This is a genomic window from Caulobacter sp. SLTY, assembly GCF_009905535.1.
In the GTDB taxonomy this organism is placed as follows: domain Bacteria; phylum Pseudomonadota; class Alphaproteobacteria; order Caulobacterales; family Caulobacteraceae; genus Caulobacter.
Genome location: NZ_JAAALA010000012.1, coordinates 1 through 22,458, shown reverse-complemented (window position 1 = coordinate 22,458; position 22,458 = coordinate 1). Strand labels below are relative to the sequence as shown.

General features: G+C 69.1%; 12 protein-coding genes. 3 read left to right on the top strand and 9 right to left on the bottom strand.

Translation table 11 applies throughout. The features are described 5' to 3' along the window. The first annotated feature begins 6 nt into the window (after positions 1-6). The gene (locus tag GVN21_RS08740; RefSeq protein ID WP_166574349.1) at positions 7-1,437 is read left to right on the top strand and encodes an aldehyde dehydrogenase family protein; all 1,431 of its coding nucleotides are present in this window, start codon (positions 7-9) and stop codon (positions 1,435-1,437) included. A 22-nt stretch (positions 1,438-1,459) separates the two neighbouring features. Here GVN21_RS08740 and GVN21_RS08735 read toward each other — a convergent pair whose 3' ends face one another. The 3 genes from GVN21_RS08735 to GVN21_RS08725 are packed head-to-tail and all read right to left on the bottom strand — an operon-like array spanning position 1,460 to position 4,814. Then, entirely contained in the window at positions 1,460-2,542 is a 1,083-nt protein-coding gene (locus GVN21_RS08735; RefSeq protein ID WP_166574348.1) for a tartrate dehydrogenase, read from the bottom strand. Next, entirely contained in the window at positions 2,539-3,801 is a 1,263-nt protein-coding gene (locus tag GVN21_RS08730; RefSeq protein WP_166574347.1) for a glycerate kinase, read from the bottom strand. Before GVN21_RS08730 ends, GVN21_RS08735 begins: the two co-directional genes overlap by 4 nt. Next, a complete protein-coding gene (locus tag GVN21_RS08725; RefSeq protein WP_166574346.1) occupies positions 3,801-4,814 on the bottom strand; it encodes a phosphoglycerate dehydrogenase in 1,014 nt (337 codons plus the stop codon). The genes GVN21_RS08730 and GVN21_RS08725 overlap by 1 nt, the downstream gene beginning before the upstream one ends. Positions 4,815-4,948: 134 nt before the next feature. On the opposite strand from GVN21_RS08725, the gene GVN21_RS08720 reads away from it, so the two are divergent. Beyond that, positions 4,949-5,830 carry a LysR family transcriptional regulator gene (locus tag GVN21_RS08720; RefSeq protein ID WP_166574345.1) on the top strand — a complete coding sequence of 294 codons (882 nt, stop codon included), beginning with the start codon at positions 4,949-4,951 and terminating at the stop codon, positions 5,828-5,830. Here GVN21_RS08720 and GVN21_RS08715 read toward each other — a convergent pair. The 5 genes from GVN21_RS08715 to GVN21_RS08695 form a co-directional block, all read right to left on the bottom strand. Then, entirely contained in the window at positions 5,827-6,135 is a 309-nt protein-coding gene (locus GVN21_RS08715; protein WP_166574344.1) for a DUF4387 domain-containing protein, read from the bottom strand. The two genes, GVN21_RS08720 and GVN21_RS08715, sit on opposite strands and share 4 nt — an antisense overlap. Next, entirely contained in the window at positions 6,135-7,451 is a 1,317-nt protein-coding gene (locus GVN21_RS08710; RefSeq protein ID WP_346764235.1) for an acyclic terpene utilization AtuA family protein, read from the bottom strand. The genes GVN21_RS08715 and GVN21_RS08710 overlap by 1 nt, the downstream gene beginning before the upstream one ends. Positions 7,452-7,523: 72 nt before the next feature. Further along, a complete protein-coding gene (locus GVN21_RS08705; RefSeq protein WP_166574342.1) occupies positions 7,524-8,219 on the bottom strand; it encodes a GntR family transcriptional regulator in 696 nt (231 codons plus the stop codon). Between the two features lie 4 nt (positions 8,220-8,223). Continuing rightward, positions 8,224-9,519, bottom strand: coding sequence for a citrate:proton symporter (locus GVN21_RS08700; RefSeq protein ID WP_166574341.1), 1,296 nt, complete (start codon positions 9,517-9,519; stop codon positions 8,224-8,226). Positions 9,520-9,600: 81 nt separating this feature from the next. Next, positions 9,601-11,796: a TonB-dependent receptor gene (locus tag GVN21_RS08695; RefSeq protein WP_166574340.1), complete on the bottom strand. Its 2,196-nt coding sequence runs from the start codon at positions 11,794-11,796 to the stop codon at positions 9,601-9,603. A gap of 481 nt (positions 11,797-12,277) precedes the next feature. Between GVN21_RS08695 and katG the strand changes: the two genes are divergently transcribed. Further along, positions 12,278-14,431, top strand: coding sequence for a catalase/peroxidase HPI (katG, locus tag GVN21_RS08690; RefSeq protein ID WP_166574339.1), 2,154 nt, complete (start codon positions 12,278-12,280; stop codon positions 14,429-14,431). Positions 14,432-14,509: 78 nt separating this feature from the next. On the opposite strand, the gene GVN21_RS08685 is transcribed toward katG, so the two are convergent. After that, a complete protein-coding gene (locus GVN21_RS08685; RefSeq protein WP_205689999.1) occupies positions 14,510-22,387 on the bottom strand; it encodes a VCBS domain-containing protein in 7,878 nt (2,625 codons plus the stop codon). Positions 22,388-22,458 lie beyond the last annotated feature (71 nt).

Genomic DNA, 22,458 nt, shown 5'->3' with positions numbered 1-22,458 from the left:
ACCACCATGACCCTGGATCTCAGCTGCCACATCGGCGGCGCATCCCGCCCCCTGCCCTTCGCGCTGGAGCAGCGCAATCCGGCGGCCCTGGACGAGGTTGTTTCCCGAATTCCGGACGCCGGACCCGCAGAGATCGCCGAGGCGTCGGCGGCCGCGCGAGCGGCGCTCGGCCCGCTGGGGTCCGGGATCGAGAAGCGCGCCGACGCGCTCGACCAGATTGGCGCGAGACTGGCCGACGCCCGCTCGGACCTGGGCCGCCTCATCGCGCGGGAGACCGGCAAGACGGTGTCCGACGCCGAGGGCGAGGTGATGCGCGCGGCGCGGATCTTCCGGTTCTTCGGCGGGGAGGCGCTTCGCATCGTTGGCGAGCGGTTCGCCTCGGTCCGGCCGGGGGTTTCGGTAGAGGTGAGCTACAGCCCTCTGGGTGTGATCGGCGCGGTCACGCCGTGGAACTTTCCCATCGCCATCCCCGCCTGGAAGATCGCGCCCGCCTTGGCCTATGGCAACACGGTGGTCTGGAAGCCGTCCGAGCATTCATCGGCTGTCGCCAGCCACCTGATGGACATCATCGCGGCCTCCGGTCTGCCGGCCGGATCGGTCAACATGGTCTTAGGTGGTCGCCGCGCCGGTGAAGCCCTGACCTCGGAGGCGGACCTCGATGGTCTGTCTTTCACAGGTTCGGAGGCGACCGGCAATGCGGTGGCCCTGACATGCGCACGACGGCGCATCCGCGTTCAGGCGGAGATGGGCGGCGTCAACGGCCTGATCGTACTGGCCGACGCCAGCCTGGAAGCCGCCGTCGAGGGCGCCCTGAACGGCGCCTTCTTCGCGGCCGGGCAGCGGTGCACGGCCACCTCCCGGATTATCGTCGAGCGGGGGGTCGCCAGGGCCTTCGCCGAGAAGCTCGCGGAACGGGTGGCCGCGCTGAGGGTGGGAGATCCGCAGGACCCCGCCACCCAGGTCGGGCCGCTGGTCTCCATGCGCCAGAAGGACGCCGTTCAAGCCGCTGTGGCGACCATGATGGGCGCCGGCCGCACGGCGCTGCAAGCGGGCCGACGGGACGCCGCACCCGACTGTTTTGTCGATCCCGTCCTCTTTGATGATCTGGCGGCCGACGATCTGTTGGCGCGGGAAGAGGTGTTCGGCCCGGTCGCCGGCCTGATGATCGTCGACGGCTACGAAGACGCCCTGGAAACGCTCAACGCGGTCCGGTTCGGCCTGTGCGGCGGCCTCTACACAGGCTCCCTGAAGCATGCGGAGCACTTCAAGCAGCACGCCCGGGTCGGAATGGCGATGGTCAACCTGCCGACCGCCGGCGTCGACTACCACGCGCCCTTCGGCGGCACGAAGGCCTCCAGCCTGGGATCGCGCGAACAGGGCCGGGCCGCCAGGGAGTTCTTCACGGTCACCCGCACGGCCTACCAGTCAGCCGGCTAGCCGAGGCGGTCGCGGCCTTCGATCAGCCGCCCAGCAGGGCGTCCACAACGGCCTGTCCGCAATCGCGCGTGCTGGCCTCGCCGCCGAGGTCACGGGTTCGGTGGCGGGGGTCGGCGAGCACGGCCTCGATGGCCCGAAGAATAGCGGAGGCGGCCTCCGGTTCTCCCAGGTGGTCGAGCATCAGGGCGGCGGACCAGATCTGGCCGATGGGGTTGGCGATGCCCTGGCCGGCGATGTCGGGCGCCGAGCCGTGGACCGGCTCGAACAGGGAGGGGAAGCGGCGCTCGGGATTGATGTTGCCGGCGGGGGCGATGCCGATGGTGCCGGTGCAGGCGGGGCCGAGGTCGGAGAGAATGTCGCCGAACAGGTTGGAGGCCACCACCACATCGAACCAGTCCGGGTGCTGGACGAAATGGGCGGTCAGGATGTCGATGTGGAACTTGTCGCAGCGGACCTGCGGATAGTCGGCGGCCATGGCTTCGACCCGCTCGTCCCAGTAGGGCATGGTGATCGAGATGCCGTTGGACTTGGTGGCCGAGGTCAGGTGGCGCTTCTCACGCCGAGCCGCCAGGTCGAAGGCGTAGCGCAGGATGCGGTCGACGCCGATCCGGGTCATCACCGTCTCCTGGATGACGATCTCCCGCTCGGTGCCGGGGAACATGCGGCCGCCGATCGAGGAATACTCGCCCTCGGTGTTTTCGCGCACGACGTAGAAGTCGATCTCTCCAGGCTTGCGGCCGGCCAGCGGGCTGGGCACGCCGGGCATCAGCCGCACCGGCCGCAGGTTCACGTACTGGTCGAACTCCCGGCGAAACTGGATCAGCGAGCCCCACAGGGAAATGTGGTCGGGCACCGCTTCCGGCCAGCCGACGGCGCCGAAGAAGATTGCGTCATGGCCGCCGATCTTCGCCTTCCAGTCATCCGGCATCATGACGCCGTGCCGGAGGTAGTGGTCGCAACTGGCGAAGTCGAAATGGTCGAAGGCGAAGCGGCAGTCGAACCGGCTCGCTGCCGCCTCCAGGACGGCCAGGCCTTCCGGAACCACCTCCTTGCCGATGCCGTCGCCCGGAATGACGGCGATGCGGTGCAGGCGGGACGGGCTCATGGCGCAGGCTCTCGAACGCGAGGCGCGAGGAAGATCGCGCGGAAATCGTTGACGTTGGTGTGGGTCGGGCCGGTGACCACAAGCTGACCCACGGCGGCGAAGAAGCCATGGGCGTCGTTGCGGGCCAGGAAGTCGGCCGGATCGAGACCGAGCGCGGCGGCGCGTTCGAGGGTTTGCGGCGTCCACACCGCGCCGGCGTTGTCGCCGGAGCCATCGATGCCATCCGTGTCGGCGGCCAGAGCCCAGACATCGGTGCGATCGGCGAGCGCCAGCCCGAGAGCCAGGAGGTACTCGCTATTCCGCCCTCCCCTCCCGCCCTGTCGAACCGTGACGCTGGTTTCGCCGCCGGAAAGGAGAAGGCGGCCCGGGTGAGTGCGAGCCAGGTCGGCGTGCTCGCGCGCGACCAGGCGGGCCTCGCCCTCGATATCGTCGCCGAGGATGATGGGCTCCAGTCCGGCCTCCGCTGCCAGGGTCGCGGCGGCGTCCAGCGCGTCGCGGGCGCGGGCGATGATCCGGAAGTCGGCTTCAAAGGGCGGTAGCGCGGGCTCCACCGAGGCCGGGCGGGTCAGCCAGGCGGCGATGCCCGGCGGCGGCGCGATGCCGTGGCGGCGCAGGACATCGACGGCATCGGCCGCGGTTCCGGCGCTGGGGACGGTGGGGCCGGAGGCGATCGCCGTCGGATGGTCGCCTGGGACGTCGGAGATGGCGAGGGTGACCACGCGCGCCGGCGACGCGGCTGCGGCGAGCCGGCCGCCCCGGATCAGGGAGATCTCCCGCCGGACGGTGTTGATCTCGCCGATCGGCGCGCCGGACCGCAGCAGGGCGGTGGTCAACGCCTGCTCCTCCTCCAAGGTGACGCCTGGCGGCAGGGCCGAGAGCAGGGCCGATCCGCCGCCGGACAGCAGGCAGATGACCAGGTCCTCCGGTCCCAGCCCGACCACCGTCTCCAGCAGGCGCCGGGCGGCCACTACGCTGCCCTCGTCGGGCACGGGGTGGCCGGCCTCCAGCACCTCGATATCGCGGCATGGCAGGGCATGGCCGCGCCGGGTGACCACGACCCCTTCCAGCGGCCCCCTCCAAAGGGCTTCCAGCGCCCGCGCCATGCTGGCCGCCGCCTTGCCGGCCCCGAGAACCACCGTGCGGCCGGCGGGAGGCTCCGGCAGGTAGGCCGTCAGGCAGCGTTCGGGCAGGGCGCGATCGACCGCGGCGGCGAACAGCGCCCGCAGCAGGTCTTCCGGACTGTCGGACGACGCCGCCATCAGGCCGCCGACGCCGAGCGGCCGTCCGCCACGAGGCAGGCGGCCGGCGGGGCACCGCCATCCAGCACGGCGACCACATTGCTGGCCGCAACCAGGTTCGTGCGCTCCAGCCCCTCCTTGGAGGAGGCGGCGGCGTGCGGCGTGGCGATCACGTTCGGCAGGGCGATCAGCGCCTCGGTGACCGGCTTGAGGGCCGGGTCGGACTCGCTGAGGAAGACGTCGAGCGCGGCGCCGGCCAGCCGGCGGCCCCGAAGCGCCTCCAGCAGGGCAATGTCGTCAACCAGCCCGCCCCGGCCAGTGTTGATCAGGTAGGCTGTCGGCTTCATCAGGGCCAGGGCGGCGGCGTTGATCAGGCTTTGGGTCTGCGGCGTCAGCGGGGCGTGCAGGGTGACGTAGTCGCTGCGCTCCAGCAGGGTCGGAAGCTCGACGAACTCCACGCCCAGGGCCTGGCCCCAGGCCGTGTCGGGCGTGCGGGTGTGGACCAGCACGCGGGCCTCGAAGCCCGCCAGTCGCTGCGCCACCGCCCGGCCGATGCGGCCTGAACCGATCACGCCGACCGTCCGCCGGTAGAGGTCGTTGCCGGGCAGGATGGTCCAGTCGCCTGCCTGCATCCGCCCTTGCGTCTCGCGCAGCCGATGGCCGACCGCCAGGATCAGGGCCAGGGTGTGGTCGGCGACGGAGGCCTCGTTGGCGCCGGCCGCAATGCAGGCCGCCTTGCCGAAGTCCCGCACGGCCGCGAGGTCGACCCGCTCATAGCCGACGCCCCGCCGCGAGACGACCTGCAAGGCCGGCAGCCGGGCCAGCAGGCCGCGGGTCACATGGGCATGGCCGACGATCCAGCCCGCCGCGTCGTCCAGCCGCTCGACCAGTTCGTCCTCCGATAGCGCCCCCTCCCCGCCCGCCGGCGCGTCATCGGCGATCACCACCTCGCAGCCCTGGGCGCGCAGGTAAGCGATCGCCTCCGCGTCGAAATTGCGCTGGGTGACCACCACCCTCCGGCCGCTCGAACTCATCCCTCGGTACTCCTCACACATGAGCTGGCCGTCGCGCCCGGCCTGGTCCAATGCGTCCCGCGCATGAATTGGTGCGTCGCCTGGCGGGCGAGGGACGGTTGCCCCGGCCCGGCGCCCTCCGCACAATGACGGTCATGGAATTTGCCTGGCTCGAAGACTTCCTGGCGCTGGTGGAATGCGGCGGCTTCTCGCGCGCGGCGGAAAAGCGCGGCCTGTCGCAGCCGAGCCTGAGCCGGCGGATGCGGTCGCTGGAAGAATGGGTCGGGGCGGTGCTGATCGACCGCAGCACCCACACCCTGCGCCTCACCGCGGCCGGCGAACGCTTTCAGCTGTTGGCCGAGGAAACACTGCGCCGGCTGCACCTGGGCCGCGAGGAGGTGCGCGACACCGCCCGCACCGCCTCCGAGACGCTTCGGTTCGCCTCGACCCATGTGCTGTCCCTGACCTTCTTCGCCCCCTGGCTGCGGCAGCTGGAAGCGCGCCAGCCCCTGTCGGCGACCATCGAGTTGACGGCCGACAACATGGTCGCCTGCGAGCGAATGATGATCGAGGGCCGGGTGCAGTTCCTGCTCTGCCATCACCATGAGGCGGCCCCCACCCGGTTCGGCAGCGACTTCCGCTCCGTGCAGCTGGGCGAGGACAGCCTGATCCCGGTGATGGCCCCGGGCGCCTTCGCCAAGAACGACATCGCCGCCGCGCCGCAGCTCAGCTTCACCGCCGAGTCCGGCATGGGCCGCATCCTGGCCGCCGCCTGGGCCGGATCGGGCCGGCCGCCCCCTTCGCAGCCGGCTTTCGCCTCCCACCTGGCCAGTGTGCTGACCGCTATGGCCCGCGACCGGCGCGGCATCGCCTGGACGGCCCGCAGCCTGGTGGCCGAGGATTTGCGCAACGGCGTGCTGGAGCACGCCGGCACGGCCGCCGACGATGTGCCGATGGAGATCCGGCTGTGGCGGCCCAGAGCCCGACAGTCGCCGGCCGCCGAGGCGCTCTGGCAGCGCATCGCCCGCCCCGCCTAGCCTAGGTCAACATCGAGCAGCTGCACGTACTGCTGGCCGCAGTGCATGTCGCGCTCGACTTCGCCGCCCTGCGCCCCCGGGCGGGGGTAGGAGATCTTGACCATGTTCAGGCTCGGCACCGGATAGCGGCGGACCATGGTCGCGTCGGTCCCGTAGAGGCGCGCGAACAGCTCGCCCGACAGCGCCGGGCCTTCGGAATAGCGGGCGAAGCTGTCGGGGCCGTCGAAGAACAGGTCGACGGTGACCCAGAAGGGCCCGGCGTTCTTTGACCGGACATGGTGGCAGACGTCCTTGACCGTGGCCATTACGCGGCCTCCCTGCTGGCAAGGTCGACCCATTCGGTGCGGACGAGCTCGAAGGCGTCGTCGGTCTCGACCACATGGTTGAGCTTGAATTCGTAGACCGGTCCCCGCTCGATCTCCGAGGGGGAGAAGGCGAAGCCGTAGCTGGGCAGTTCGCCGCTGAAGTTGATCGGGAAGTGGAAGAAGTAGGGGTTGCAGGCCTTGGCGATCTGGGTGGCCATCTCCTGGCTGTGGGCGGTAGCCACGAACAGCATGCCGACCTCGCGAGGCGGTGGCGTGCCCTCCGGCGGCTTCGTGCCGGACATGGCGTTCCAGCCGTAGAGGCGCAGGGAAATGTGGAAGTCGCCGGCGGTTTCGCCGATCGAGCTGCGGACGCGGGCGTAGAGGGCGTCCAGCAGCCGGTCGTGGAAGACGTCGATCTGGGCCAGCACCTCCGGGTCCTGGATGCCGACCAGCATCACGGTCTGGTAGCGGCCGGTCCCGGCGCCCTCCAGCTTCATGGTGTAGGGCTTGTCGATCCACACCGAGCCGGTGACCTTCACCACCCGGTCGTCGAGCTGGGCGTAGTGGGCGTTGGTCACGTCCAGCACACCGCCCGGCTCGGTCAGCTGGAAGGGGTTGGCGTTCTCGTAGAGCATATGGGCCGAGACGCTGTGCGGATCGCAGCGGTTGTTGGCCTGCAGGGGCTCGACCTCGAAGCCGTCGGGCACGATGGTGATCATCACGCCGGAGCCGGTCGAGGGGTTGACGGTACATTGGACGCCGCACTCGGCCACCTTGGCGGCGTGCCAGGAGGGGGCGACCGGGGCGCCCTTCATCAGGGCATAGGCCGACAGGACCGCGGTGTCGGTGGTGCGGCCGCCCAGGACGATGTCGGCGCCGGCGCGCAGGGCGGCGATGTAGGGCTCCGGACCCAGGGCCGCGACGATGTGCTCGCAGGCGTCGATGGTCTCGTCGGCGAGGTCGCCCAGCGGTGGCAGCGGCTTGATCTTGCCGGCCGCGTTCTTGGCCTTCAGCACCGCCTTGTCCTGTTCGGAATAGAGCAGCGCGATCCTGGGGCTGAGGCCCTCCTCGCCGGCGATCTCGATGGCGATGTCGCGCACCAGGTTCAGGGCGGCGTCGCTGCCGGATTGGCCACAGGTGCCGACCAGCAGGGGGATGTTGGCGTCGGCCTGGGCCTTCATCAGGATCTTCAGGTCGCGCTTGATCGCCTCGCGCGGATACTTGGCCTTGCCGAGCACCAGGTAGGCCGCGCCGCTGTCGGTGGAGCCGGCGTCGCTGGCGATGGCGTTGGCGCCAAGGGAGAGGCCGAGTTTCACCTCGTCCGCCTTGACCCCCGACCCCAGTGAACCGCAGGGCACCAGTATTCTGATCCGCTCATCACTCATCGCCTACACCTCTCGAACCGGGTCGGGCGGGCCCGACCGTGAAGACTCCAGCGCCTCGCAGACCGCGATGGCGCCGCTGTACAGATGCGCCCGCATGGCGCGCTCGGCCCGCAGGGCGTCGCCGGCCAGGATGGCGTCGATGACCAGCTCGTGCTCCCGCAGCGAAGCCTCCACCCGGGACCGGCCCATCAGGCCGATGAACTGGGGCCGGTTGTGCGGGAAGGTCAGCCGCATGGCCGCCTCGCGGATCACCGGGTTGCCGGCGATCTCGTAGAGCAGGTCGTGGAACTGCTGATGGACCTCGGCGACCACTTCCGGCTCGGCGGCGACCGTCTCGCGCAGCCGGGCCAGCAGGCGGGTCATCCGCCCGGCATAGTCGGCGCGGTGGATATTCTCGGCCGCCAGCTTGGCCGCGTAGCCCTCGATGGCCTCACGGACCTGGAAGATGTTGCGCACGTCCCGCTCGGTGAAGGCCGGCACCGTGGCGCCGCGATGCGCCGTGAAGTCCAGCACCCCCTCGCCGACCAGGCGGCGGATGGCCTCGCGCACGGGCCCGACGCTGACTCCGTACTGCTGGGCGACATCGGCGACCACCAGCCGCTCGCCCGGGGCGAAACGGCCCTCCTTCACCGCCTCACGCACGGCCTGGGCCACGTGGTCTACGGCGGTTTCGGACTTGGCGGCGGCGGCTTTGTGCATGGTGTCAGCTCGCGATCAACGGAATTGCGCCGGTCAGGACGGCGGCCACGACCATGAGCAGATGCAGGGCGATGGCAAAGGGCAGACCGAACCGCTGCAGGTCGCTGACCTCAACCTTCATCAGGCCAGCGACCAGATAGATGGGCGCAATCAGCGGGCTGAGGGCATGCAGGGTGCCGCCCATCATCGCGGCCCGCGCCACCTCGACCGGGGCCAGGCCGAAGTGGCCGGCGGTCTCGGCCACCACCGGGACGATGCCGAAGTAGTAGGCGTCGGTCGACATGATGAAGGTGAAGACGCCGCTGGTCAGGCCGATCACCGGTCCCAGGAAGGCGCCCTGCTCGGCCGGGATCAGTCCGATCAGGCTGCGGGCCATGGCGCCGACCATGCCGGTGCCCTCGAAGATGCCGGTGAAGATGCCGGCGGAGAACACCAGCAGCACCACGGGCAGGGCGTTGCCGGCATGGGCCAGGATGCGGTCCCGCTGGAGGCCGACGTTGGGGTAGTTGATCAGGGCGGCGACCGCCAGGCCGATCATGAAGGCGATGGGCAGCGGCAGAAGCCCCAGGATGGCGCAGGCCAGCAGGGCCAGGGTGAGGGCCAGGTTGACCCAGAACAGCTTGGGCCGCTCCACGCCCTCGGGCCGGTCGAACAGGGTGGAGTCGAGGTCGGTCTCCAGCTCGACCACACCCAGTCGCTTGCGCTCCCGCGCCCCCAGCCACCAGGCGATCAGGTAGGTTCCGGCGATGCCGATCACCATGGTCGGGATCAAGGGGACGAAGATGTCGAGGATCGGCACGTTCAGCGCCGATGCGGCCCGCGCCATCGGCCCGCCCCAGGGGGTCATGTTGATGATCGAATTGCAGCTGCCCAGCAGCACCGCCAGGATCAGGGGATTCATCCCCAACTTGCGATAAATCGGCAGGAAGGCGCCGATGGTCACGATGGCCGTGGTCGCCCCGTCGCCATCGAGGGAAACCAGGGTCGCCACCGTGGTGGTCGCCAGGGTGACCCGCAGCGGATCGCCCTTGGCGTAGCGAACCGCCGCGCGGATCAGCGGGTCGAACAGACCGGCGTCGGTCATCAGGCTGAAGAACAGGATAGCGAAGACCAGCGCCGCCGCCGTCGGGGCCAGGGCGATGATGCCCTTGATGGCCATGTCCCCCAGACCCGCCCCATGGCCCGCGAGAAGGCCGAAGATGATCGGCACCAGGATAAGCGCGGCCACCGCCGACAGCCGCCTGGTCATGATCAGGACCATGAAGGTCGCGATCATCCCAAAACCGATAAGCGCCAGCATCGCCTAGAGCCCTCCCCGCCCAAGAAGGCGCCAGCGGTCCGGAGACCGCTGGCCAGTTGCGCAAGGAGGAACAGGAGACACTCAGAAATTCCAGCGCAGGGTGAGGCCGACGGTGCGCGGCGGGTTGTAGGAGGCGAAGGTGGCGCCGATGAAGGTGGCCTGGTGGCTGCGGGTGACCTCGTCGGTCAGGTTCTTTCCCCAGACCGCCAGGGACCAGTCACCGCTGGGCGCGGTGAACACCGCCCGGGCGTCGACGAAGTGGGTCGGATCGCGGAACTCATTGCCGGTGTTGCTGGCGTCGTCCCAGATCTTGCTCTCGTAGGCATAGTCGAGGGCGAACATCAGGTCCCCGCCCGAGGCGAAGTCGACTGTGTAGGAGGGCGACAGCGTCACCTTGTGCTCCGGCACGCGCGTCAGCCGGTTGCCCGAATAGTCGGACGAGGGCAGCACGTAGCTGTCGAAGGTGGCGTCGGTGTAGGCGTAGGTCGCCGTCAGCTCGAACCCGCCTCCGGGCGAGGCCCGAAGCAGAGTCTCATAGCCGTTGATCGTGGCGTCGGCGTTGGCGGTGAAGATGATCAGGCCGCTGGTCTCGCGAACCTGAAGGTCCTCATAGGCCATGGTGTAGATCGTGTTGTTCCAGATCAGCTGGCCGTTCAGGAAGCTGCTGCGCGTCCCGATCTCGTACTGGGTGGCGTATTCCGGATCATAGGCGGTCTGGGCGTCGAGCTGGTTCTCCGGCGTTTCCTGGAAGCCGCCACTCTTGAAGCCGCGTGAGATCATCACATAGGCCATGTGGTCGTCGCTGAAGTGGTAGTCGGCGCCGACCCGCCAGGTGAAAGCTTCCCAGCTGGCGGTGCTGACCGCGTCGATTGCGCCGTTGGCCCGGAACACCGCCTGGCTGTCCAGGTTGTCGACCGCGTAGGTCTTCTCATCCCAGGTGTAGCGGACCCCGGCGGTCAGGTTCAGACGCTCGCCCAGCGGGAAGGTAGCGTCGGCGAAGACCGCCCGGCTTTCGACCTTGGCGCTCTGCCGATAGATCTCGGTCAGCAGCAGGCCTTCGGTGCCGCCGTCACTGAAGTCGAACACCCCGTCGAAGTCGGGGATGGAGAGGTCCAGCACATCGGTGCGGTCGGTTTCTGCGTCGACGGCGTAGATTCCCGCCACCCAGCTGATGGCGCTGTCGTCAGCCGACATGAAGCGCAGTTCGTGGCTGGTCGACCAGCTCTCCTCGGCGTTGCCGCCGCCGATGCTCAAGCGGCCGGCCGGATCGCGCGGACCGCCGTCGAAGTCCATGTCGACCAGGTAGTCGACTTCCCGGTAGCCGAACAGATAGTTGACCGTCACCCCCGGCAGTTCCCAGATCGCCTGGGCGCGAACGCCCCAGGTGTCGCGGTCCTGCGTGCCGTCGTATTCCGACGCGGCGGAGTCGCGGTCCCGGTCGATCGGCCAGAAGCCGGACAGGGGATCGGAGGCGTCGACCGCCACGACATATTTGGCCGGGCCGCTGCCGCGGTCCTGAGTGATGTCTGCGCCGAGGCGCAGGGTCAGGGTCTCGGTCGGCTGGACCATCAGCTGGAGGCGGGCGCTGGCGGTATCCTGCTCGTCCAGTTCGCCGCCGGTGGTGCGGTTATCGACATAGCCGCCCCGGGTCCGGATGCTGCCGCTGGCCCGCAGCGCCGCCTTGTCGCCGAGCGGAACGTTGACGAAGCCGGCCGCCTCGGCCCGCTCATAGTCGCCGACCGTGCCCTCGAGCGAGGCCGAGAAGTCCTCCAACCGAGGCGCGGCGGTGACCACGTTGATCGCGCCGCCGACCACGTTGCGGCCATATAGGGTGCCCTGCGGCCCCTTCACCACCTCGATCCGCTCCACGTCGAAGGCGTCGAAGGCGATCATGGTGGGGCGGCCGAGATAGATCTCGTCCAGGAACACCCCAGCGCTCGGGTCGCCCCCGGCGCCCCGGTCGGAGGAGCCGATGCCCCGCACCGTCAGGCGGGGCTGACCGGAGGGGAAGGCGTCAAAGTTCAGGCCCGGGCTGCGGGTGACGACGTCCTGCACCTCCTGGATTCGAGCTTCCCGGATTTCCTCGGCGCCGAAGGTCGTCACCGTGACCGGGACGTCCTGCAGGCTCTGGTCGCGCCGCTGGGCGGTAACGACGATCTCGGCGACTTCGTCAGACGCAGCCGCGCTGTCCTGAGCCAGGGCCGCGCCACCGATCATCGCGGCCGCGATCGAGGTTCCCACCATCAAGCCGCGCCGGCCGATCCCTCTGTAAAGCATGTCGTCCTCCCTCTCCCCGACGTTCGCGAGGTTGGCGGCGACCGTAACGTCTCGACCCGAGCGGTCAACGAATTATGCGATAATTTGCCATGGCGTCGAAAACCCCCATTTTCATTTTATTTCAATTACTTCTAAAAATTTCCGAGCACCTATTCGCTATCTGAATGATTGTATTTTCTTTATGATTTGCATATAAATATTTGACCCCCGGCGTCAGTCCCCTCTTCGGTGAAGGCTAGCCCTTCGGGGCTGCGCAACGGAACGTAGCGAATTGTGGACGGGGCCCACGCCGGCCGCTGAGGCCATGCCCCTTTTAAGGAAGCGCACCGAGGCTCCGTACGCCGACGCCAGCAGACGCTTCATCGATTTTTTCGATCCACTTCAACACAACAATCAATTTTACATATCCACTGAGCCGTCGTTGCCTGTGTCCACTGAGGTGACGCGGAATTGACGGCGCGCCCAACGGAGGAGACGAGACATGGACGCCAAGACGGACAACGCAGGTGGGTGCCCCGTTGCGCACGGTCGCTCGGTGCGCACAAACCGCGATTGGTGGCCTGACAACCTGCGACTTGATGGGCTGAACCAGCATGATCCACGGTCAGATCCGATGGGCGCGGACTTCGACTACGCCACGGCCTTCCAAAGCCTGGACCTGGATTCCCTGATCGCCGACCTGCGGGCGCTGATGACCGACTCACAGCCCTGGTGGCCGGCCGACTTCGGCCACTACGGCGGCCTGTTCATCCGCCTCGCCTGGCACAGCGCCGGCACCTACCGGATCACCGACGGCCGCGGCGGCGCCGGTGGCGGCCAAGCCCGGTTCGCCCCGCTGAACAGCTGGCCGGACAACGCCAACCTCGACAAGGCCCGCCGTCTGCTGTGGCCGATCAAGCAGAAGTACGGCTCCAAGATCAGCTGGGCCGACCTGATGGTGCTGGTCGGCAACGTCGCCCTGGAGTCGATGGGCTTCAAGACTTTCGGCTTCGCCGGGGGCCGCGCCGATCAGTGGGAGCCGGAAGAGCTGTTCTGGGGGCCGGAAGGCAGCTGGCTGGGCGATGAGCGCTACAGCGGCGAGCGGGAGCTGCACGAGAGCCTCGGCGCCGTGCAGATGGGCCTGATCTACGTCAATCCGGAGGGACCGAACGGCAATCCCGATCCCATCGCCTCGGCTCGCGACATCCGCGCCACCTTCGCCCGCATGGCCATGAACGATGAGGAGACCGTTGCCCTGATCGCCGGCGGCCACACCTTCGGCAAAACCCACGGCGCGGGCGATCCCTCGTTCATCGGGCCGGAACCGGAGGGGTCGGTCATCGAGGACCAAGGCCTGGGCTGGCGCAGCAAGCACGGCACGGGCTTCGGCGCCGACACCATCACTGGCGGGCCGGAAGTGATCTGGACCCAGACACCGACCCAATGGTCCAACCACTTCTTCGATAACCTGTTCAACTTCGAATACGAGCTGACCACCAGCCCGGCCGGCGTGAAGCAGTGGATCGCCAAGGACGCCCCGGCCAACATTCCGGACGCTTACGATCCCAACATCAAGCACAAGCCCCGGATGCTGACCTCTGACCTGGCGCTGCGGTTCGACCCGGAATACGGCAAGATCTCCAAGCGCTTCCATGAGAACCCGGACCAGTTCGCCGACGCCTTCGCCCGCGCCTGGTTCAAGCTGACCCACCGCGACATGGGCCCGATCCAGCGCTACCTCGGCCCGCTTGTGCCGCAGGAGCCGCTGATCTGGCAGGACCGCGTGCCGGCCGGCCCGACCCTCGACGCCGCCGATATCGCGGCGCTGAAGGGCAAGATCCTGGCCTCGGGCCTCAGCGTTTCCGAGCTGGTCTCGGCGGCCTGGGCGTCGGCCTCGACCTTCCGGGGTTCGGACAAGCGCGGAGGGGCCAACGGCGCCCGCGTGCGCCTGGCGCCGCAGAAGGACTGGGAGGCCAACGACCCGGCCCAGCTGGCCAAGGCGCTGGGCGTCTTGGAAGGCATCAAGGCCGGGTTCGGCAAGCCCGTGTCCCTGGCCGACCTGATCGTGCTGGGCGGCACGGCGGCGGTCGAGAAGGCCGCCCGTGACGCCGGCACGCCGGTCGAGGTGGCCTTCACCCCGGGCCGGGGCGATGCCACCGAGGCCCAGACCGACGCCCACTCCTTCGCCCCGCTGGAGCCCCGCTCCGACGGCTTCCGGAACTATCGCAAGGCCGGGCAACACTTCATGGCCCCGGAAGAGGCCCTGGTCGACAAGGCCCAGCTGCTCCGCCTCACCGGTCCGGAACTGACTGTGCTCGTAGGCGGCCTGCGGGTGCTGGGCGCCAACTCGGGTGGCAGCAAGGCCGGGGTGTTCACCGACAGGGTGGGCGTCCTGACCAACGACTTCTTCGTCAACCTGCTCGACATGAACCTGGTCTGGTCCGCCAAGGAAGCCAACCTGTTCGAGGGCAAGGACATCAACACCGGCGCCCCGCGCTGGACCGGCACCCGCGTAGACCTGATCTTCGGCTCCCACTCCGAGCTGCGGGCCCTGGCCGAGGTCTACGCCGCCTCCGACGCCAAGGCGAAGTTCGCCAAGGACTTCGCGGCGGCCTGGACCAAGGTGATGGACGCCGACCGGTATGACGTGAAGTAGGCTCGTTCGAGCGAGTATTAGATCGGGCCGGCGTCCTCTCGGGCGCCGGCCCTTTCCTTTGGGCGAGGCGATCCGCGACTAGAGCAGGAAGGCGCTGGTCCCGCCGGTCACGTTGCCATTGAAGGTCAGGTCGAAGTCCGAGGTTCCGTCGCCGTTGGTGTCGAGCCGCAGGGTGGTGACCCCGCCGCTGAAGCTCAGCACCGCCTGCCCAGCCGCCCCCGTGAACGCTGCCACCCAGGTGAAGGCCTGGTTGCCGCCGAGGCCGGTGTTGGCGTCGATGGCGGTCAGGTCGACGAAGTCCTGAGCCACGTTGAAATCGGTGATCCGGTCCGCGGCCCCCACCGCGGAGTCCGTGGTCGAAGTGAACACGAACCGGTCCGAACCCGAACCGCCGGTCATGGTGTCGAGTCCGATCCCACCGATCAGAACATCGTCACCGTCCCCACCGAGAATGCGGTCATCGCCAGCATCCCCCCGCAAGGTGTCGTTCCCCGCATCGCCGCTCAGCTGGTCGGCATCGTCCCCGCCGTTGAGCGTATCGACTCCGATGCCGCCGGAGAGGTTGTCGAAACCGGCGCCGCCGAACAGGGTGTCGTCGCCCCCGTCGCCGCTGATCCGGTCATCGCCGGCATCGCCGCGCGCCAGGTCGTTACCATTGCCGCCGGACAGGATGTCGGTCCCGTCCCCGCCGCCCAGGTCGTCGTCTCCGTCGCCCCCGATCAGGTTGTCATCCCCGGCGTCGCCGCGAACAAGGTCGTTGTCGAGGCCGCCGTTGACCAGGTCGTTGCCGATGCCGCCGTACAGCTGGTCCGCCCCGCCCTCGCCGTAGAGGTAGTCGTCCCCGGCGTCGCCCTGGATGTAGTCGGCATCGTCCCCGCCATAGGCCTTGTCGACGCCGGCCCCGCCGAGCATCTGATCCCGGCCCGCCCCGCCGGTCAGGCTGTCATCTCCGTCGCCGCCGGACAGGGTGTCGTCCCCCGCATCGCCGAACAGCTGGTCCAGATCGGCGCCGCCATAGAGCCGGTCGATGCCGTCGCCGCCGTAAAGCTTGTCGTTGCCGATATCCCCATTCAGCAGGTCGTCGCCCGCGTCTCCGCGCAGAGAATCGTCGCCGGTATCCCCGTAGAGCAGGTCGGCGCCGGTCCCGCCGCGCAGGTCGTCGGTTCCCTCGGCTCCGTAGAGCCGGTCGTCCCCGCCGTCGCCGAACAGGACGTCGTCGCCCAGCTGGCCATAGGCGACGTCATTGTCCTCCCCGCCGTTGGCCCGGTCGTTGCCGTTACCGCCGTTCAGCGTGTCCTGGCCCGCCTCGCCGTGCAGCACGTCGGCCCCGTCGCCTCCGCGCAGCTGGTCGTTGCCGTCGCGGCCCCACAGGGTGTCGCCGCCCAGGTTGCCGTTCAGGACGTCGGCGCCGGCTGTGCCGTACAGGATCACCCGGCCGATCACCTGGATGGTCGAGACGGCGACATTGCTGGTCGCCAGCCCGTCGGTGACGCTGACATGGATGATCCGGTCCCCCGTCGCCGGGGCGGTCATGCCGTTGTTGAACAGCACCAGCTGTAGGGCCTGCTGATAGGCCGCCTCGCTGGCCGCGCCGCTCAGTGTCAGAACCCCCGTGCTGACATTGTAGACCGACGCCGTGATCCCCAGCGACGCCAGGGTCGCGGCATTGGCGATGGCCAGCCGGTCACCCAGCAGCGGGTTGGTCAGCCGGATGGTGGCCCCGGTGATCACCGTATCGTCCGGATCGTCGATCACCACGTCGGTCGGCACGATGGCCACAGCCCCGGTCGTCTCGCCGAAGCTGATCATGGTGTTCAGCCCGGCGCGGCTGGCCTGCAGGTCCAGCGCCGGGGCGTCGTTCACCCCCCGCACGGTCACGTCCAGCACCCCGGTGTCGGTCGCCCCCTGCCCATCCCGCACCGTGTAGGTGAAGCTGTCGGTCAGGGTCTGGCTGGCCCCCAGCGCCGCCACCGCCGCGTTCGCCCCGTTGACCACATAGTTCCAGGTCCCGTCGGCGTTCAGCGTCAGGGTCCCGTACTGGCCGGAGAAGCCCGAGCCGACCGCGCCGCCGGCGACCGCCGACACGGTCAGGCTGTCGCCCGCATCCGGATCGCTGTCATTGGTCAGCACATTGCCGGACCCGTTCGGCCCGCCATCGGTCGCCGAGCCGGTATCGTCCACCGCCGTCGGAGCCGTGTTGGCGCCCTGGATGGTGATGGTCATGGTGGTCGTGTCCGTCATGCCCGCCGCGTCGCGGACGGTGTAGGTGAACACCTCGGTCAGGCTCTGCGCCCCGCTCAGGGCGCTCACCGCCGGGTCGGCGTTGTCCACCGCGTAGGAATAGCTGCCGTCCGCGTTGAGCGTCAGCGCGCCGTACTCCCCGGCCAGCGCCGCGCCGAGCGTCCCGGTCGTCAAGCCGAACCGCACCTGGCTGACAGACAGGGTATCGCCAACGTCCTCATCGGTGTCGTTGGTCAGCACATTGCCGCCGACCACCGGCCCGTTCTCGAAGGCCGTGATGGTGTCCGCCACCGCCTCCGGCGCCTCGTTGGCCCCGAACACGGTGATGGTCAGGACGGCAATGTCGGTCGCCCCGGTCTCGTCGGTGACAGTGTAGGTGAAGCTCTCCGACAGGGTGTCGGTCGGGCCGAGCGCCAGCACCGCCGGATCGCTCTCGTCGGTGACATAGCGGTAGGAGCCGTCGGCGTTGAGCGTCAGCGTCCCGTACTGCCCGGCCAAGGCCGCCCCGACCGTCCCACCGGCCAGGGCCGTGACCGTCAGGCTGTCGCCCGTGTCCACATCGCTGTCGTTGGTGAGCACATTGCCGACCGCGTCGATCGGCGCGCCGTTGCCGTCCTTGCTCGCCGAGCCCGCATCGTCCCCCGCCACGGGAGCATCGTTGGCGCCCTGGACGGTGACCGTCAGGGTCGCCGTGCTTGTCGCCCCCGCCGCATCGCGCACGGTGTAGGTGAAGCTGTCGGTGACGCTGGTCCCTGCCGCCAGGCTGTTGGCGGCCGCCTCATTGACCGCATAGGCGTAGGACCCGTTGGCATTGAGGGTCAGCGACCCATAGCTTCCGGCCAGCGCCGACCCGAGCGTCCCACCGCTCACCGCTGAGACCGTCCTGCTGTCGCCGCTGTCCACGTCGGTGTCGTTGGTCAGCACATTGCCGGTGGCGTTGGAGCCCGCCGCTGTGCCGGCCTCGACCGCCGTGGCGGTATCGGCCACACCCACAGGCGCATCGTTCGCCCCGTGGACGGTGATCGTCAGGGTCGCCGTCGAGGTCGCGCCCGCCGTATCCCGCACCGTGTAGGTGAAGACGTCCGTCAGGCTCTGGCCGGCCGCCAGGCCGTTCACCGCCGCAAGCGTGTTGTTCACCACATAGCTGTACGAACCATCGGCATTGAGCGTCAGGCTGCCGTATGACCCGGCCGAAGCCGACCCCACCGTCCCGCCGCTCAGCGCCGACACCGTCTTGCCGTCGCCGGCGTCCACGTCGGTGTCGTTGGTCAGCACATTGCCGGTCGCGTTTGACCCGGCCGCCGTCCCGGCCTCCGTCGCCGAGCCCACGTCCGCCACCGCGACGGGGCCGTCGTTGGCCCCCTGGATGGTGAGGGTCAGGGTCGCCGTGCTGGTCGCCCCCGCCGCGTCGCGAAGGGTGTAGGTGAACACCTCGCTCAGCGTATTGGCCGACGTCCGCAGCGCCTGCACCGAGGCGTTGGCGTTGTTGACCACGTAGCTGTAGGTCCCGTCGGCATTGAGCGTCAGCGACCCATAGGTTCCGGTCAGCGCCGTCCCCACCGTGCCGCCGCTGAGGGCGGACACCGTCTTGCTGTCGCCCGCATCGACGTCGGTGTCGTTGGTCAGCACATTGCCGCTCGCGTTCGATCCCGCCGCCGCGCCGGCCTCGACCGCCGTCCCGGCATCGGCCACCGCCACCGGAGCATCGTTGGCGCCCTGAACGGTAATCGTCAGGGTCGCCGTGCTGGTCGCCCCGGCCGTATCGCGCACCGTGTAGGTGAAGCTGTCGGTCAGGGTATTGGCCGCCGTCCGCAGGGCGTTGACTGCCGCGTTGGCGTTGTTGACGGCGTAGGAATACGAGCCGTCCGCATTCAGCGTCAGGCTGCCGTAGGTCCCGGCCAGCGCCGTTCCGACCGTCCCGCCGCTCAGCGCCGACACCGTCTTGGCATCGCCCGCGTCCACGTCGGTATCGTTGGTCAGCACGTTGCCGGTCGCATTCGACCCGGCCGCCGTCCCGGCCTCGACCGCCACACCGCTGTCCGCCACACCCACCGGCGCATCGTTGGCGCCCTGGATGGTGATGGTCAGGGTCGCCGTGCTGGTCGCCCCGGCGGTATCCCGCACCGTGTAGGTGAAGGCCTCGCTCAGGGTATTTCCGCTGGTCCGCAGCGCCTGCACGGCCGCCAGACTGTTGTTGACCGCATAGCTGTAGGCGCCATCGGCATTGAGCGTCAGCGACCCATAGGTCCCGGCCAGCGCCGACCCTACCGTCCCACCGCTCAGGCCCGATACCGTCTTGGTATCGCCCGCGTCCGCGTCGGTGTCGTTGGTCAGCACGTTGCCGGTCGCGTTAGACCCCGCCACGGCCCCGGCCTCGACCGCCGTCCCGACATCGGCCACCGCCACGGGCGCGTCGTTGCCGCCCTGGATGGTGATGGTCAGCGTGGTCGAGCTGGTCGCCCCCGCCGTGTCGCGCATCACATAGGTGAACACCTCGGTCAGCGCGTTGGCCGCCGTCCGCAGCGCCTGCACGGCCGCGTTCGCATTGTTGACGACGTAGCTGTAGGTCCCGTTCGCATTCAGGGTCAGCGAACCGTAGGTACCAGCCAACGCCGACCCCACCGTTCCCCCGTTCGCCCCGAACGAGACCTGTGTCACCGTCTTGCCGTCGCCGGCGTCCGGATCGGTATCGTTGGTCAACACGTTGCCCGTGGCGTTCGACCCGGCAGCGACGCCGGCCTCGACCGCCGTTCCCACATCGGCGACAGCCGTCGGTGTCTCGTTGGCCCCGAACACGGTGATGGTCAGGGTCGCGGTGCTGGTCGCCCCCGCCGCGTCCCGCATGGTGTAGGTGAAGCTCTCGGAGATGCTGTCGGTCGGGCCCAGGGCCACCACCGCCGGCGCGCTCTCGTTGATGACGTAGCTATAGGTCCCGTTGGCGTTCAGCGTCAGGGTCCCGTAGCTGCCGGCCAGGGCCGAGCCCACCGTTCCGCCGGTCAGCGCCGACACAGTCTTGGTGTCGCCGGCGTCCACATCGGTGTCGTTGGTCAGCACATTGCCGGTGGCATTGCTCGACGGCCCGCCGTCCACGCCCAGGCTGGCCGACCCCGTATCATTCACCGCCGTCGGCGCGTCGTTGGCGCCCTGGACGGTGATGGTCAGGGTCGCCGTGCTGGTCGCCCCGGCCGTGTCCCGCACCGTGTAGGTGAAGCTGTCGGTCAGCGTATTGGCCGACGTCCGCAGGGCGTTGACCGCCGCATTCGCGTTGTTGACCGCGTAGCTGTAGCTACCGTCCGCGTTCAGCGTCAGCGATCCATAGGCGCCGGCCAGCGCCGTCCCCACCGTCCCGCCGGAGAGCGCCGACACCGTCTTGGTGTCGCCGGAGTCCACGTCGGTGTCGTTGGTCAGCACATTGCCGGTGGCGTTGGAGCCGACCGCCGTCCCGGCCTCGACCGCGACCCCGCTGTCCGCCACGCCCGACGGCGCGTCGTTGGCGCCTTGGATGGTGATGGTCAGGGTCGCGGTGCTGGTCGCCCCCGCGGTGTCCCGCACGGTGTAGGTGAAGGCCTCGCTCAGCGTATTGGCCGACGTTCGCAGCGCCTGCACAGCGGCGTTGGCGTTGTTGACCACGTAGCTGTAGGTCCCGTCGGCATTGAGTGTCAGCGAGCCATAGGTCCCGGCCAGGGCCGACCCCACCGTCCCGCCGCTCAGGCCCGACACGGTCTTGGCATCGCCCGCGTCCACATCGGTATCGTTGGTCAGCACGTTGCCGGTGGCGTTCGCCCCCGCCGCCGTCCCGGCCTCCGCCGCCGTACCCGTATCGTTGACGCCCACGGGCGCGTCGTTGGCCCCCTGGATGGTCACCGTCAGGGCGCCGGCGCTGGTCGACCCCGCCGTATCCCGCATGGTGTAGTTGAAGGTCTCGACCAGGGTCTCCCCGGCCAGGCGCAGGGCCTGCACCGTGGCGTTGGAATTGTTGACCACATAGGTCCAGGTCCCGTCGGCCGCGACCGTAAGGGTCCCATAGACGCCCGCCAGCCCGGACCCGATCGTGCCGCTGCTGGCCCCCTGGCTGAAGGCGGTCACCGTCTTGCCATCGCCCGTATCGACGTCGGTGTCGTTGGTCAGCAGGTTGCCGGTCGCGTTGGACCCCGCCACCGCCCCGGCCTCGACCGCCGTGCCGGTATCGGCCACCGCCACCGGGGCGTCGTTGGTCCCCCGGATGGTGATGCTCAGGGTGTTGCTGTGGGTGGCCCCGGCCGCGTCGCGCACCGTGTAGGTGAACACGTCGCTCAAGGTGTTGGCCGTGGTCCGCAGGGCGTTCACCGCCGCATTGGCGTTGTTCACGACGTAGCTGTAGGTCCCGTCCGCATTCAGCGTCAGCGAGCCGTAGGTCCCGGCCAGGGCCGAGCCCACCGTCCCACCGCTCAGCGCTGACACCGTCTTGCTGTCGCCCGCGTCCACGTCGGTATCGTTGGTCAGCACATTGCCGGTCGCATTGGCGCCGGCCGCCACACCGGCCTCGTCGGCCGTCCCCACATCGGTCACGGCCACCGGCGCGTCGTTGGCGCCCTGGATGGTGATGGTCAGGGTTGTCGTGCTGGTCGCCCCGGCCGCATCCCGCACCGTGTAGGTGAAGGTCTCGGTCAGGGTCTGGCCCGCCGTCCGCAGCGCCTGCACCGTCGCGTTGGAATTGTTGATCGCGTAGCTGTAGGCGCCGTTGTCCGCCAGGGTCAGCGCCCCGTAGGTCCCGTTCAGCGAGATCCCCACCGTCCCGTTGGTGGCCCCGAAGGCCACGCCGGACACCGTCCGGGTGTCGCCCGCGTCCACATCGGTGTCGTTGGTCAGCACATTGCCGGTCGCATTCGACCCCGCCGATGTCCCGGTCTCCACCGCCGTGCCCGTGTCGGCCACGCCCACCGGCGCGTCGTTGCTGCCGCCGATGCTGAAAGTCACCGGCAGGGTCACGGTCAGCCCGCCGTTGTCGATGGCCAGGACCGTGAAGGTCTCGGTCACTGCCTGGCCGGTCTGCAGTGCCTGGGTCGCCGAGCGAGCGTTGTCCAGCGCATAGACGATGGCGTTGGTCGCCGTGGTCAGCACCGCTTGGCCGTAGGTCCCGTCCTTGGTCCACACGCCCACCGGGCTCTGCACCCAGCCGCCGGCGGTCAGGGCCGTGGCATCGTAAGCCACCGTCCCATCCACATCGTCCGGCGTCAGGGTCACGGTCGAACTGGCCGTCCCGGCCACGCCCTGGCCGACTTCGCGCAGGGTCGCGCTGGGCGTCCCGGCCCGAAGGGTCGGCGCATCGTTCGAGCCAAGAATGTCGATGTTCCAGGCGCCCAGCCCGGTCACTCCGGTCAGGGTGATGGTGTTGCCACCGCCGGCGTTGATCACGGTGTTGCCGCCGACCAGGCTGGCCGCCGCCAGCACCTGGTCCACCGTGGCGAACACGGCCGCATCGAACCGCAGGGTCTCGTTGGCGACCGCAAAGTCGCTGATCGTGTCCTGGCCGAACCCGGCCCGGAAGATGAAGCTGTCGCGCCCGCCGCCACCGGCGATGGCATCGTTCCCGGCCCCTGCCTCGATGCGGTTGGCCGCCGTGTTGCCGGTGATGCTGTCCGCCCCGACCCCCGTGACCACATTCTCCACCCCGCTCAGGGTGTCGGTGTTGCCATTGGTGTCAGTGGCCGTGCCTGTCGCCAGGTTGACGGTCACATTCCCGCCGTCGGTCTCGGCCGCATAGTCGACCGTGTCCTCGAGTCCCGCCGAGCCGATGAAGCTGTCCG